Source organism: Catellatospora chokoriensis, from assembly GCF_011297315.1.
Classification (GTDB): Bacteria; Actinomycetota; Actinomycetes; order Mycobacteriales; family Micromonosporaceae; genus Catellatospora; species Catellatospora citrea.
In genome coordinates this window covers 110,859-123,999 of the sequence record NZ_JAAOTI010000004.1, presented here as the reverse complement: position 1 = coordinate 123,999, position 13,141 = coordinate 110,859, and the positions used below count along the sequence as shown (strand labels likewise).

The 13,141-nt window shown below is 72.0% G+C and carries 10 protein-coding genes; 5 read left to right on the top strand and 5 right to left on the bottom strand.

Going from position 1 to position 13,141, the window contains the following annotated elements:
* Positions 1-5 precede the first annotated feature (5 nt).
* From cpaB to HAV39_RS07725, 5 genes are read left to right on the top strand one after another with little or no spacing between them, the layout of a single operon-like run.
* Positions 6-773: a Flp pilus assembly protein CpaB gene (gene cpaB, locus HAV39_RS07745; RefSeq protein ID WP_191838500.1), complete on the top strand. Its 768-nt coding sequence runs from the start codon at positions 6-8 to the stop codon at positions 771-773.
* Positions 774-782: 9 nt separating this feature from the next.
* Complete coding sequence (locus tag HAV39_RS07740) at positions 783-2,021, top strand: CpaE/TadZ family protein (protein ID WP_191838499.1); 1,239 nt, start codon at positions 783-785, stop codon at positions 2,019-2,021.
* Between the two features lie 4 nt (positions 2,022-2,025).
* Entirely contained in the window at positions 2,026-3,474 is a 1,449-nt protein-coding gene (locus tag HAV39_RS07735) for a TadA family conjugal transfer-associated ATPase (RefSeq protein ID WP_191838498.1), read from the top strand.
* A complete protein-coding gene (locus HAV39_RS07730; protein ID WP_191838497.1) occupies positions 3,471-5,372 on the top strand; it encodes a VWA domain-containing protein in 1,902 nt (633 codons plus the stop codon). Before HAV39_RS07735 ends, HAV39_RS07730 begins: the two co-directional genes overlap by 4 nt.
* Before the next feature lie 2 nt (positions 5,373-5,374).
* Positions 5,375-6,295, top strand: coding sequence for a type II secretion system F family protein (locus HAV39_RS07725; RefSeq protein ID WP_203736180.1), 921 nt, complete (start codon positions 5,375-5,377; stop codon positions 6,293-6,295).
* A gap of 24 nt (positions 6,296-6,319) precedes the next feature.
* Here HAV39_RS07725 and HAV39_RS07720 read toward each other — a convergent pair whose 3' ends face one another.
* The 5 genes from HAV39_RS07720 to moaA all read right to left on the bottom strand — a co-directional run bounded on the left by HAV39_RS07720 (position 6,320) and on the right by moaA (position 13,118).
* The gene (locus HAV39_RS07720; protein WP_239120469.1) at positions 6,320-6,928 is read right to left on the bottom strand and encodes a response regulator transcription factor; all 609 of its coding nucleotides are present in this window, start codon (positions 6,926-6,928) and stop codon (positions 6,320-6,322) included.
* Positions 6,929-7,043: 115 nt separating this feature from the next.
* On the bottom strand, positions 7,044-10,082 hold the full coding sequence (locus tag HAV39_RS07715) for a UvrD-helicase domain-containing protein (protein ID WP_239120454.1): 3,039 nt from the start codon (positions 10,080-10,082) through the stop codon (positions 7,044-7,046).
* Positions 10,083-10,147: 65 nt separating this feature from the next.
* Positions 10,148-11,401 (bottom strand): metallophosphoesterase, encoded by a 1,254-nt coding sequence (locus HAV39_RS07710; protein WP_373311703.1) that lies wholly within the window; start codon positions 11,399-11,401, stop codon positions 10,148-10,150.
* A 31-nt stretch (positions 11,402-11,432) separates the two neighbouring features.
* Positions 11,433-11,699, bottom strand: coding sequence for a MoaD/ThiS family protein (locus tag HAV39_RS07705; RefSeq protein ID WP_373311704.1), 267 nt, complete (start codon positions 11,697-11,699; stop codon positions 11,433-11,435).
* 414 nt (positions 11,700-12,113) lie between these two features.
* Positions 12,114-13,118: a GTP 3',8-cyclase MoaA gene (gene moaA, locus HAV39_RS07700; RefSeq protein WP_191838493.1), complete on the bottom strand. Its 1,005-nt coding sequence runs from the start codon at positions 13,116-13,118 to the stop codon at positions 12,114-12,116.
* Positions 13,119-13,141 lie beyond the last annotated feature (23 nt).

Here is a 13,141-nt window from a genome sequence, read left to right as displayed (position 1 = left end):
TCTCTATGACCCGGCGCATTCTCGGTGTGGTGCTCGCTATCGTCCTGGCTGTCATCGGGACGGGCGCGGTGCTCCTCTACGTCAGCAAGACCCGCAGCTCGGTGGCGGAGGGCCAGACGGCGGTGACCGTCCTGGTGGCCAAGCAGCGCATCTCCGCCGGCACCAGCGGCGCGTCCATCAAGACCCGCGAGCTGTTCGACGAAGTCGTGATGCCGGCCGGCGCCCTGCCTGCCGACAGCCTGACCGCCCTGCCCGCCGAGCTCGACGAACTGGTGCTGACGCACGACGTCCAGCCCCGGCAGTTGCTGCTCAAGGGCATGTTCGGCGCGCCGACCACGCTCTCCGGCGGCATCGCGGTGCCGGAGAAGATGATGGCCGTCAGCCTGAAGATGGCGGTCGAGGAGGAGGTCGGCGGCTTCGTCCGGCCGGGTTCGCAGATCGCCGTCTTCAGCACGTACACGCTGGTGGACGAGCCCTACAAGAAGGTCGTCGGGGAGAACAACAAGGGCACCAAGCTGCTGCTTCCCCGCGTCGAGGTGCTGGCCGTCGGTGCGTACGGCGACGACGGTGTCACGTCCGCGCAGCGCAACGACGCCCCGGCCGAGGCCGGCAAGGTGACCCTGCTGGTGACCGTCGCGGTCACCCAGGAGCAGGCCGAGAAGCTGATCCACTCGGTGCGGATCGCGGAGCTCTACCTGGCCCTGCTCACCGACTCGTCGGAGACCCGCACGCAGCCCGGCACCGCCGTGGACAACCGCACCATCCTGCGCTGAGAGCCCTTCATGACGATCATCTACGAGCACGAGCACGGCCTCGCCCAGCAGCTGACCCTCCTGCTGGGCGAGGCGGTGGCGGTGCCGACCGCTGCGGATCTGGTGGAAAGGGTCAACTCCGACCGCGCCGAGCAGCTGGTCCTGTTCGGGCCGAGCACGCCGCTGGCGGAGGCGTTCGCCTTCGCGGACCAGTGCCGACTGCGGCGGCCCGAGCTCGGGGTCGTCCTGCTGCGTTCCTCCCTCGACGTCGCCGTGCTGGCCGATGCCCTGAAAGCGGGTGTGCGAGAAGTGGTCGATCCTTCAGATCATGCGGCGGTGCTGTCCGCGACGGCCCGGTCCCTGGACCTGTCCCGGCAGTTGCTCAGCCGGCCCACCGGCCGCGCCCCGGTGCCGGCCCAGGCGCCCCCGGCGGCCCCGGCCGCCCCGCCTGCGGCGGCAGTGCCGAGTGAGTCGGCCGAGAGCCAGGTCATCACCGTTTTCGCGGCCAAGGGCGGGTGCGGCAAGAGCACCGTCGCCACCAACCTGGCGATCACCCTGGCGCAGGGCACCAAGGCATCAGGGCCCCGCCGCGTATGCCTCATCGACCTCGATCTCGCCTTCGGCGACGTGGCGATCATGATGCAGTTGACACCCCAGCGGACGATCGCTGACGCGATCCCGGTGGCCGACCGGATCGACGAGACCGGGCTGCGCACCCTGCTCACCCGCTACCAGCATGGCGGCGCGGAGGTGGACGTGCTGCTGGCCCCGGTGCAGCCGGCAATCGCCGAGGAGGTGACCCGGGACCTCATCACCGAGATCATCCACCTGGCCCGGGACATGTACGACTTCGTCGTCATCGACACGGCGAGCGCGTTCACCGAGCAGATGCTGGCCGCGCTCGACGCCACGCACCACTACGTACTGGTCGCCACGCCGGAGTTGCCCTCGCTGAAGAACCTGCGAGTCACCCTCGACATGTTCGAGCTGCTGGACTACCGCCGCGAGGCCCGCACCGTCGTGCTGAACCGGGCCGACTCCAAGGTGGGCATCTCCATGGCCGAGGTGGAGAAGGTGATCCGGATGCCGATCACCGGGTTCATCCCCAGCAGTCGCGACGTGCCGCTGTCCGCCAACCGCGGTGTGCCGCTGGCCGCGGCTCAGCCGCAGCACGCGGTCAGCGTGGCCATCCGCGACCTGGCCGTCAAGCGATTCCTCGGCACCGCCGCACCCGCCAAGCGCGGGATGTTCGCTCGGAAGAAGGGCTGACCCGATGTCCCTGCAGGATCGTCTCGGACAGCGCACCACCGCGGTCGCCGGCGGCGGCGTGCTCAGCGAGCGGATCGGCAGCGCGAACGAGGCCTCCGGTGCCTCGGCCGCGCACGCCGCACCCGTGTCGGCCATGCCGGTCAGCGGCATCCAGTTCGGCCGCCGCAACACGCGGCGGGCGTACGACCCGCTGGCGGCCGTGCGCAAGCGCGCCCACCAGGCGCTGCTGGACCTGCTCGGGCCGCAGCTCTACGACACCGTGTCCGACGACGCCGAGCTGGAGCGGCGGGTCCGCGACGCGCTGCCCGAGGTGCTGTCGAAGGAGGAGGCCAACCTCACCGCCGGCGACCGGGCCACGGCATACCGGCAGATCCTCGACGAGATTCTGGGGCACGGGCCGATCGAGCCGATGCTGCGCGACCCGGAGATCACCGAGATCATGGTGAACGCCTGGGACCGCATCTACGTCGAACGGTTCGGCCACATCCACGCGGTGGACGCGGCGTTCATGGACGAGTCGCACCTGCGGCGCGTGATCGACAAGATCGTGTCCCGGGTCGGCCGGCGCGTCGACGAGTCCTCGCCCATGGTCGACGCGCGCCTGCCCGACGGCAGCCGGGTCAACGCCGTGGTGCCGCCGATCGCCCTGGACGGCGCCGCGCTGACGATCCGCAAGTTCGCCGCCGACCCGTACACGGTCGACGACCTGGTCAGATTCGGGACCATGAGCCCGCGCGTCGCCGAACTGCTGCGCGCCTGCGTGCAGGGCCGACTCGACATCCTGATCTCCGGTGGCACCGGCACCGGCAAGACCACCCTGCTGAACGTGATCTCCTCGTTCCTGCCGTCCGACGAGCGCATCATCACCATCGAGGACTCCGCCGAGCTGCGCCTGGCCCAGGAGCACGTGCTGCGGATGGAGTACCGCCCGCCGAACATCGAGGGCCGCGGTGAGGTCACCATCCGCGACCTGGTCCGCAACGCGCTCCGGATGCGGCCCGACCGCATCGTCGTCGGCGAGGTCCGCGACGGCGCCGCGCTGGACATGCTGCAGGCGATGAACACCGGCCACGACGGCTCGCTCACCACGGTGCACGCGAACACGCCCCGCGACTCGCTGGCCCGGCTCGAGACCATGGTGCTGATGGCGGGCATGGACCTGCCGGTCCGGGCCATCCGCGAGCAGATCGCCAGCGCCGTCGACGTGGTCGTGCAGCTCGCCCGGCTCCGCGACGGCACCCGCCGCATCACCCACATCACCGAGGTCACCGGGATGGAGGGCGACGTCATCACCATGCAGGACCTGTTCGCCTTCGACTACCGCGCCGGCCAGGACCAGTACGGCCGCCATCAGGGTGCGCTGACCAGCACCGGGCTGCGCCCGAGATTCGTGGATCAGCTCGCCGACCAGGGCATCGTCATCACCCCGGAACTCTTCGGGAGGGGCCAGTGAAGCGCCGATTCGGCTTCGGGGCGCTGTCCGCCACGGTCTTCGCCACGATGGTCTGGCTGGTCGCCACGCCCGCCGCGGCGGCGGATCCCGCGCTGAGCATCTCCGGCCTGCGCCAGGAGGCGGGACTGCTGGAGTTCTACCTGTCGGCACAGGACCTGCCGGCCGGCACCGCGTTCGACACGGTCGCGGTCAAGGCCGGCGACCGCACTTTCGAGGCCACGTCGACGCAGGTCGCCTCGGCGGAGACCACTGCGGCGCGGCGCGGCGTCGTGCTGGTGCTGGACACGTCGGGCTCCATGACCGGCGGTCCGATCGACGCCGCCCGGACCGCCGCGCGGCGCTACCTGGAGCTGATCCCGGCCGACGTCGAGATCGGCCTGGTGACCGCGGGCGCCCCGGCGACCGTGGCGCTCGCGCCGACGAAGGATCGCGCCGCCGCGAACCGGGCGGTCGACGCGCTGGCGGCGAAGGGCGAGACGGCCCTGTACGACGGCGTGCGGCTGGCGGCCGGCCTGATGAACAAGGGTGAGTGGGGGCAGCGGCGCATCGTCGCACTCTCCGACGGCGCCGACACCGCCTCGAAGGCCACGCTGGCGACGGCCCGGCAGGGGGCGGGTGCGGTTGCGGTCGACACGATCGCTTTCGCCACCCCGGACACCACGGCGGGCATCCTCGCGGGGCTGTCCACCGCCACCGGCGGCAGGGCGTTCACGGCGGCTGACGCCGCGGCGCTCGGCGCGGCCTTCGCCGAGGCGTCCGGCTCGTTCGCGGTGCAGCTGCTGGTGCGGGTGACCGTGCCGGCGGAGCTGTCGGGGCAGCAGCTGCGGCTCACGGTGGCGGCGGGTGGGGTGAGCACCGAGGTGCCCGTCGCCTTCGCCGTCGACACCCGCGCGGTCGGGCCGCTCGTCGGTGTGCCCGGCGGCGCGCCGGGTAACACCTGGTTGCTGGTGATCGGCGGGGTGGTCTTCGCCGGACTGCTGGGCACGGCCCTGCTCGTGGTGGGGCCGATGCTCTCCGCGTCCGACCGCCGGCGCCGCCTGTCACAGCTGGACCAGTTCGTCGCGCCGCGCCGCTCCGCCGCCCCGGTCGACGGCTCCAGCCAGGTCACCGCCGCCGCGCTGGCGCTGTCTGAGCAGGTGGTGAAGTCGGCGAACGTGGAAGGCCGGCTCGCGACGCAGCTCGACCGGGCAGGCATGCGGCTCCGGCCGCACGAGTGGCTGCTGCTGCGCGCGCTCGCCTGTGTGGTGGCCGCGGTGCTGATCGGCGTGATGCTGGCACCGCTGGCGGGTGTCGTGCTCGGCCCGCTCGTGGGCTGGCTGTTCACCTCGCTCTACCACCGCAATCGCGCCACGAAGCGGGTCGAGGCCTTCCGCGAGCTGATGCCGGAGGCGCTCCAGCTGATCGTCGGCTCGCTGCGGTCCGGCTTCTCGCTGACGCAGGCCATCGACGCGATGGCCCGCGAGCTGCCCGAGCCGATCGCGTCGGAGTTCGGCCGCGCGCTGGGCGAGGCACGCCTCGGCGTCGACATCGAGGACGCCCTGGACCGGGTCGCCGTGCGCATGCGCAGCAAGGACCTGGCCTGGGCGGTGGTCGCGATCCGGGTGCAGCGCGACATCGGCGGCAACCTGGCCGAGGTGTTGAGCACGACGGTCGAGACGATGCGGGAGCGCGAGGCGCTGTACCGCGAGGTGCGTTCGCTGTCGGCCGAGGGGCGCCTCAGCGCCTGGGTGCTGCTCGCGCTGCCGATCGGCGCCGGTGCGTTCATGTTCCTCAGCCGGGGGGAGTACGTCCGGCCCCTCTACACCGACATGCGCGGCATCGTGATGCTGGTGGTGGGTGTCCTCCTCCTGCTCACCGGCGGCTTCTGGCTGTCCCGCTTGATCAAGATCGAGGTGTGACCGTGGGCACGCAGCTGATTCTCAACGTCGGCATCGGAGCCATCTTCGCCGCCATCGCGCTTGCGGTGATCACGCTGGTGTCGGCCAGTATCGGCCGGGCCGGGGTCGCCAAGGCGCTGGAGACGATCGACACCGTCTACGCGCCGGGCAGCGCCGCAGCCGCCGAGGAGAAGCTCGGTGACCGGCTCCGGCCGGCGGCGCAGCAGATGTCGGCCCTGGGCCGGCTGCTGACACCCAGGGGTGCCGGCGCCCGGCTACAGCACTGGCTCGACTACGCCGGGAACCCGGTGGCCTGGCCGCCGGAGCGGATCGTCGAGATGCAGGGCCTCGGCCTGCTCGTCTTCGCCGCCCTGGGCGCGGCGGCGGCGCTGGCGCTGGACTTCGGGCCGGGGGCAGTCGTGGCGTGGGTGGTCGGCGGGGGCGCCCTGGGCTTCTGGGTGCCGTTCCTGGTCGTCTACGACCTGGGGGTACGCCGCCAGCAGGAGATCCGCCGCCGGCTTCCGGACGGGCTGGACCTGCTGACGCTGTCGGTCGAGGCCGGACTCGGCTTCGACGCCGCGCTGGCGCAGGTGGCCGTCACCATGCCCGGTGCCCTGTCCCGGGAATTCGCCCGGGTGCTGCAGGAGATGCAGATGGGCCAGCGCCGGTCCGCGGCGTTGCGGGCGCTCGCGGCGCGGACCACGGTCCGCGAACTCAAGACCGTCACCCTGGCCCTCGTCCAGGCCGGTGAGCTTGGCATCCCGATCGCGGGCGTGCTGCGGGAACAGGCGCGGCAGATGCGGGTCAAGCGCCGCCAGCTCGCCGAGGAGACAGCACGCAAGCTGCCGGTGAAGGTGCTCTTCCCGCTGATCTTCTGCTTGTTCCCTGCCCTGTTCATCGTCATCCTCGGGCCCGGCATCATCGGCATCATGGATGCCTTCTGACCCGGCCCGACCAGGGCCGGTCGGCTAGATGAGGTACAACCGGGCCGCGGCCTGCAGGGCCTGGGTCCGGTTGTGCACGCCCAGCTTGTCGTAGAGGCGTGCCACGTAGGTGCGCACCGTGGACTCGGTCAGCCGCATGCGCACCGCGATCGCGGCCAGGCTGCCACCGGTGTTCAGCTGCTGCAGTATCTGCTCCTCGCGCGGGCTGAGCGCGGTGGACCGGGTCCGGCGGCGCGCCATCGCCTCGGCGAGGTTGGGCGCGGTGAACGAGGCCGGGGCCACCGCGGCGTGCCGCACCGCCGACATCAACAGCTCGACCGGCGCGGAGCGGGGCAGGTATGCCGACAGCCCGGCCTGCAGCGCCTGCAGCAGCAGCCCGTCCTCGGCGGGGCCGGTGAGGACCAGCCCCAGTCGCGGCCGCGCGGCACGCAGCTCGGCGGCCAGCTGCAGCCCGCCCTCGCCGGGGACGGCCGCGTCGATGGTGACCACGTGCGGTTCCAGGTCACCGACCAGGTCGCGGGTCTCCTCGCCCGTGGCGGCCTGACCGACCAGGTCGATGTCTGTGTAGGTCGCGCAGGCGGCGCTGTATCCCAACCGCACCAGCGTGACGGGGTCAACCGTGATCAGCTTCACTGACAAGGGGTGCTCCTGGTGCCGCTGCGGACGCTTCCGTCCTACTGAGCGCCGCCAGGGCTCCCGGTGTCACTGGTCACGTCACCGAACTCGTTCGTTCGGACCGCACCCTTCGTCAGATCAGGCGAAGTTGCTGGTCACGGGGCCGTCGTGGGGTAAGGTCGCCGAGCTGCTCCAGCAGTCCCGCGTCGACCGCCGCCAGGAACGGCGTCGGCCGGCAGTCCCGCTCGCTGCCGTAGCGGACCCGCCGTGCCGCGTGGCTCAGGTAGAGCCGCCGCTGCGCCCGGGTGAGCCCGACGAAGAACAGCCGGCGCTCCTCGGCGACCTCCGCCTCGGTCGGCGCGGTGCCGGGGAAACGCAGCGGCAGCAGCCCGTCCTCGCACCCGGCCAGGAACACCACCGGGAACTCCAGGCCCTTGGCCGCGTGCAGGGTGAGCAGGGTGACCGCCTCCGCGCGCGGGTCCAGCGCGTCGACCTCCGCGCCGGTGGCGACCTCGCCCAGGAAGCGCTGCAGGTCCTGCCCGCAGCGCAGGGCGAGCGGGGTGAGCAGGTCCACCGCGGCCCACACCTCGTCCGGCTCGGGTGAGCCGCCGCCGAGCGCGGGCCGTTCGATGAGCACCTTCGCGGTCAGCTTCAGCCGGGCCGCCACGGAGCCGGTCAGCCCGGTGGCCAGGCGCAGCTCGGCCAGCAGGGTGTTGACCCCGGCCCGGCTGCGCAGCCGGTCGTGCGAGCGCTTCTGCACCGGCACGCCCGCCCGCGACAGCGCGTCCACGATCGCGGCGGCCTGCGCGTCGGTGCGGTACAGCACCGCGATGTCGTTGAACGAGACCGTCGTGCCGGTCACCCCGCGCACGTCGGCCTTCGTCCGGTGCGACACGCCGCCGACCAGCTCGTCGACCTTGCGGGCGATGAACGCGGCCTCGTCGGCGGGGCTGCTCGCGGCGTACTGCCCGATCAGCGCGGCCTCCGGGTCGACCTTCGCCGGGTCGAGGCGGCGGCCGGGCACCAGCGAACTGGGCGCGATCGCCTGCACCGCGGCGGCCAGGATCGGCGCGGACGAGCGGTAGTTGCGGGTCAGCCGGACCACCCGGGCGTCCACGAAGTCGCGGGAGAACTGCAGGAAGAACGAGACGTCCGCGCCGCGGAACGAGTAGATCGCCTGGTCCGGGTCGCCGATCGCGCACAGGTTGCCGTCGCTGGGCACCAGCAGCCGCAGCAGCGCGTACTGGTCCGGGTCGACGTCCTGGTACTCGTCGACGAACACCCACGGCCAGCGCGAACGCAGCTTGTCCTGCAGCGACGGCTGCGCCTTGAGCAGCGCCACCAGGCGCGGGATCAGCTCGTCGAGCAGCACGCCCTCGCCGCCCGGCTCGTCGGCGACGACCAGGTCGGGCTCCTGCTCGCGCAGCAGCGACAGGGCCAGCGCGTGGAACGTGGAGACGGTGACGTCCTCGGCGACCGGGCCGAGCAGCCCGCGCAGCCGGTGCCGCAGCTCCTCCGCGGCGCGCCGGGTGAACGTGATGGCCAGGCAGTCCTCGGGGTAGACGTTCATCTCCGCGCACAGGTATGCCAGCCGGTGGGTCAGCGTGCGGGTCTTGCCGGTGCCCGGTCCGGCGACGATCAGCAGCGGGCCGCCCGGGGCGGACGCGGCGACGCGCTGCATCGCGTCGAGACGGTCCAGCAGCCCGGTGCCGACCTCCTCCATCCCGGCCAGCATCGGCTCGAACGGCTCGTGCGGCGAGGGCTCCGGCGGCAGCGGCGGAGCGGAGACCGGCTTGGTGCGGCGTACCGCAGGCTTGCTCGCGGCCTGCTTTGGCGCACGGGCCTTGCGCGGCGCGGGTGTCACCGGCGCGGCGGGCAGGTCGAACAGCGTGTCGGCGGTGTCCTGCGGGCGCAGCTCGCCCGGCTCGAACAGCCGGATCACGCCGTACTCGCCGTCGTAGCCGGGCACCCGGTGCACCTGCCCGGCCCGCAACCGGCGCAGCGCCTCGCCGAGCAGCTCGCCGCCGGCGGCGGTGACCTCGGCCAGCGGCGCTTCCATGAGGATGGACAGCTCCGAGCCCAGTGCCGCGACCAGCCCGTTCACCCGTCCTTCGACGGTGCGGGTCTTCGGGCCGACACCCTCCAGCTCGCCGACGATCTCGGGCAGCTGGACCAGGTGGGTGACCGGGCGGGCGTTCGGCGCGGGCGTGCCGTCGGGCCGGTCGGCCAGCGCCTCGACCCGGGCCAGCACGCCGATGGTCAGCGGCCGCTCGCACACCGGGCAGATGCCGCCGGTCGCGCGGGACTCGGCCGGAGTCCAGTTGACGCCGCAGTCGCGGTGCCCGTCCCCGTGGTACTTGCCCTCCTCGGGGAAGAACTCGATCGTCCCGGCCAGGCCGGGCGCGCCCGCCAGCGCCGCCTTCAGCGCGAAGTAGTCCAGCGCGCAGTCGAACCGGGTCGCCTCCCGGGCCAGGGCCTGCGGCGAGTGCGCGTCCGAGTTCGAGACCAGGGTGTACCGGTCGAGACTGGACACCCGGTGGTTCATCGCCGGGTCGCTGGACAGGCCGGTCTCCACGGCGGTGATGTGCTCGGCGAGGTCGGCGTAGCAGTCGGCGATCGCGTCGAAGCCGGACTTGCTGCCCAGCGCGGAGAACCACGGCGTCCAGATGTGCGCGGGCACCAGGTAGGCGTCCGGGCTGGCCTCCAGGGTGATCTCCAGCAGGTCGCGGGAGTCCAGGCCCAGGATCGGCCGGCCGTCGCTGGCCAGGTTGCCGACCCGGCCGAGCCGGTCGCGGAAGCGCTGCGCGGCGTCGAGGTCCGGCAGGTAGATCAGGTGGTGCACCTTGCGGGTGCGGTCGCCCCGCTTGTAGATCGTGGAGATCTCCGAGCTGAGCATGAAGCGGGCCGGCTCCCCCGCCGCCAGGCGCGCGGGCAGCCGCTGCGCGACGTCCCGCTCGACCTCCGGCGACAGCCGGAACAGACCGGGCTCGGCCTCGCGCAACTGCTCGCGCAGGTGCTCGAACCAGGCGGGGTGGGTGACATCGCCGGTGCCGAGCAGGGCCACGCCCTTGCGCCGTGCCCACCAGGCCAACGTGGGCAGGTCGAGGTCCTTGCTGCACGCACGCGAGTACCGCGAGTGGATATGCAGATCAGCAGTCCAGACGGGGGGCACGCAGCATCCTGACATGCCCGGCCCGTCCGGCGGCACCCGCCACGCGCGTCCGTGAGAGTTGTTACCTACATCGCGCGCAGTTCCACCAATGTGATATCCGGCGGCGCGCCGACCCGCACCGGCGGGCCCCAGAACCCGGCGCCGTTGGTCACGTACACCTGGGTGCCGTCGACCTCGCCGAGGCCCGAGATGACCGGCTGCTGCAGGGCCGCGATCAGGTTGAACGGGACCATCTGGCCGCCGTGGGTGTGCCCCGACAGCTGCAGGTCCACGCCGTGCTTCGCCGCCTCGAACGCCTGGATCGGCTGGTGCGCCAGCAGCACCACGGGCTTGCCCGGGTCCCGGCCGTCGAGCGCCTTGCCGAAGTCCGGCCCGCCCTCGCCGAGGCTGCCGCCGCTGACGTCGTTGACGCCGGCGAGGGTCAGCCCGCGGATGTCCAGCCGCTCGTTCTGCAGCGGCCGCATGCCCAGGCGCTCGACCTCGACGAGCCACTCCTCGGCTCCGGAGAAGTATTCGTGGTTGCCGGTGACGAAGTACGCGCCGTCGCGCGCGCGCAGCTCGGCCAGCGGCGCGGCCTCGTCGCCCAGCTCGGCGACGCTGCCGTCGACCATGTCGCCCGCGACGGCGATCAGGTCGGCGTTCATGCCGTTGATCGAGCGGACGATGCGGCGGCTGTGCTCGACGCCGGTCAGCGGGCCCAGGTGGATGTCGCTGACCAGGGCGATCTTGTAGCCGTCCATGCTGCGGGGGAGCTTCGCCAGCGGGATCTGCACCCGCTTGAGCACCGGGTCGCCGAGCGCGGTCTTGACGCCGTACGCGGTGATGCCGGTCGCGGTCAGCCCGGCGAAGATCGCCGCACCGCGTGCGATGAGCAGCCGCCGGCTCGGGTCCGCCGGCCCACCCTGCGCCGGCTCGGTGCCGGGTTCGGCCAGCAGGGTCTGCGACCCGCCCGACCCGGTGCCCGTCGCGGCGGGGACCGTCGCGACGACGGAGTCGGCCGCGACCGGGGTCGGGGCGGCGGCGCGGCGGGCCCAGGTGCGGTTGGCGATCACGCGGGGGATCTCCAGCACCAGCAGCGTGACCAGCAGGTAGAACAGGACGGCCAGCCACATGTAGCCGATCAGTGGGATGACCCAGGACGCCTTCGCGCCGATCGCCCGCGGCACGATGAACGCCGCCAGCAGCGCCGCCGCCAGCGCGATGATCGCCACGGCGCCGATCCGGCGACCGCGCTTCGTCGTGGTCGTGTCCTTGACCAGGCGCTTGTACAGGTACCAGTGGATCGGGCCGACGACGATCAGCACCATGCTGAAGAACATCAGCGCTTGCAGCACCACGGGGGTTTTCCTTTCACCCGCCGGCGAAGGGCGGGAGCACGTCCACGGTCGCGCCGGACGGCAGGGGCGCGCGGCGATCGTGCCACGCTAGCCCGTCAACCAGAAAGCTGGCTGAAAGCAGCACCCGGCTCAGGGCGTCCCCGTGCGCCGCGCCGAGCTCCTTGATCAGCTGTGTCAGGTCCTGCCCGGCGGGCAACTGCTCCTCGGTGACCCCGGCGGCAGCGCGCGCGCCCGCGAAGAATCGCACCGTGATCACTTTTCTGACACCTTCGCCGACCAGTGCTGGATCCGGCTAGTTGATAAGTTCATTTGGCTTCCGATCTGGTGTATCAAAATGTGCGTCAGGAGTGGCACCAAGCAGAGCACGGGTCTACGAGCGCCTCGACTGGGCGCTGACCGAACTCCACTCAAGGCTGGGCGGATTGCCTAGTCCGGTGGAGGCTCGTGCGATCTGGGACGACATCTGGCACCTTGAAGCCCATCATTCCACGGCGCTGGAGGGCAACACGCTTGTCCTGCGTGAAGTGCAGGCGCTGCTCGACCAGGGGAGGGCCGTCGGCGCGAAGCAACTCAGTGAGTACACCGAGGTCCAGGGATACGCGGACGCAGCACGCTGGGTCTACCGCCAGGCGCTCGAGAAAGGCTGTCGAGGCCTATCGGGCTCTGCGCCACTCTCGCCAGCGCAGGTCGTAAGTCATCCTCCGATAGCGGACATCGGGCGGTCCGGCTGCAGGAACGACGGGTCGTCGATGCCGTGGCCGGGCAGCTTGCCCCACATCGCCTCGCGCCAGCGCACGGCGATCTCCTCATCATCGGCCCCGCCACGCAGCAGCCCGCGCAGATCGGTCTCACCGGTCGCGAACAGGCAGTTGCGCACCTGGCCGTCGGCGGTGAGCCGGGTCCGGTCGCAGTCGCCGCAGAACGGCCGGGTCACCGAGCCGATCACACCGACCTTCGCCGGGCCGCCGTTCACCAGCCAGGTCTCCGCCGGGGCGCCGGCCCGCTCGGCCGGGTCGGGGCTGAGGTCGAACTCGGCCTCCAGCGACGCCAGGATCTCCGCGGCGGAGATCATCTGCTCGCGGCTCCAGCCGTGCTGGGCGTCGAGCGGCATCTGCTCGATGAAGCGCAGCTCGTAGCCGTGCGCCAGGGCGAAGCGCAGCAGGGCCGGGGCCTCGTCGTCGTTGATCCCGCGCAGCAGCACCGTGTTGAGCTTCACCGGGGTCAGCCCGGCCGCGGCGGCCGCGGACAGCCCGTCGATCACCTCGTCGAAGCGGCGGCGCAGCGCGATCGCGGCGAACCGCTCGGGGTCGATGGTGTCCAGCGAGACGTTGACCCGGTCCAGCCCGGCGTCGCGCAGCGGCACGGCCAGCCGGGCCAGCCCGATGCCGTTGGTGGTGACGGAGAGCTTGGGGCGGGGGGTCAGCGCGGCACTGCCCGCGACGATGCCGACGATGCCGGGGCGCAGCAGCGGCTCGCCGCCGGTGAAGCGCACCTCCTCGACGCCGAGCCGGGTCACCGCGACGGTGATCAGCCGTAGCACCTCGTCGTCGGTGAGGATCTCCTGCTTGGGCAGCCAGGGCAGCCCTTCCGGGGGCATACAGTACGAGCAGCGCAGATTGCAGCGATCCGTCAGAGAGACCCGCAGATCCACGGCACGGCGTCCGTACCGGTCGATCAAGCCTGTGTTGGCAGAGGTCACCCGACGAACCTATCGCGTTGTTA

What these genes read in the sequence shown, in the direction of transcription:
- HAV39_RS07740 (WP_191838499.1), top strand. Translation starts at nt 783, where the DNA reads ATGACGATCATCTACGAGCACGAGCACGGCCTCGCCCAGCAGCTGACC.
- HAV39_RS07710 (WP_373311703.1), bottom strand. Translation starts at nt 11,401, where the DNA reads ATGTTCTTCAGCATGGTGCTGATCGTCGTCGGCCCGATCCACTGGTAC.
- cpaB (WP_191838500.1), top strand. Translation starts at nt 6, where the DNA reads ATGACCCGGCGCATTCTCGGTGTGGTGCTCGCTATCGTCCTGGCTGTC.
- HAV39_RS07735 (WP_191838498.1), top strand. Translation starts at nt 2,026, where the DNA reads ATGTCCCTGCAGGATCGTCTCGGACAGCGCACCACCGCGGTCGCCGGC.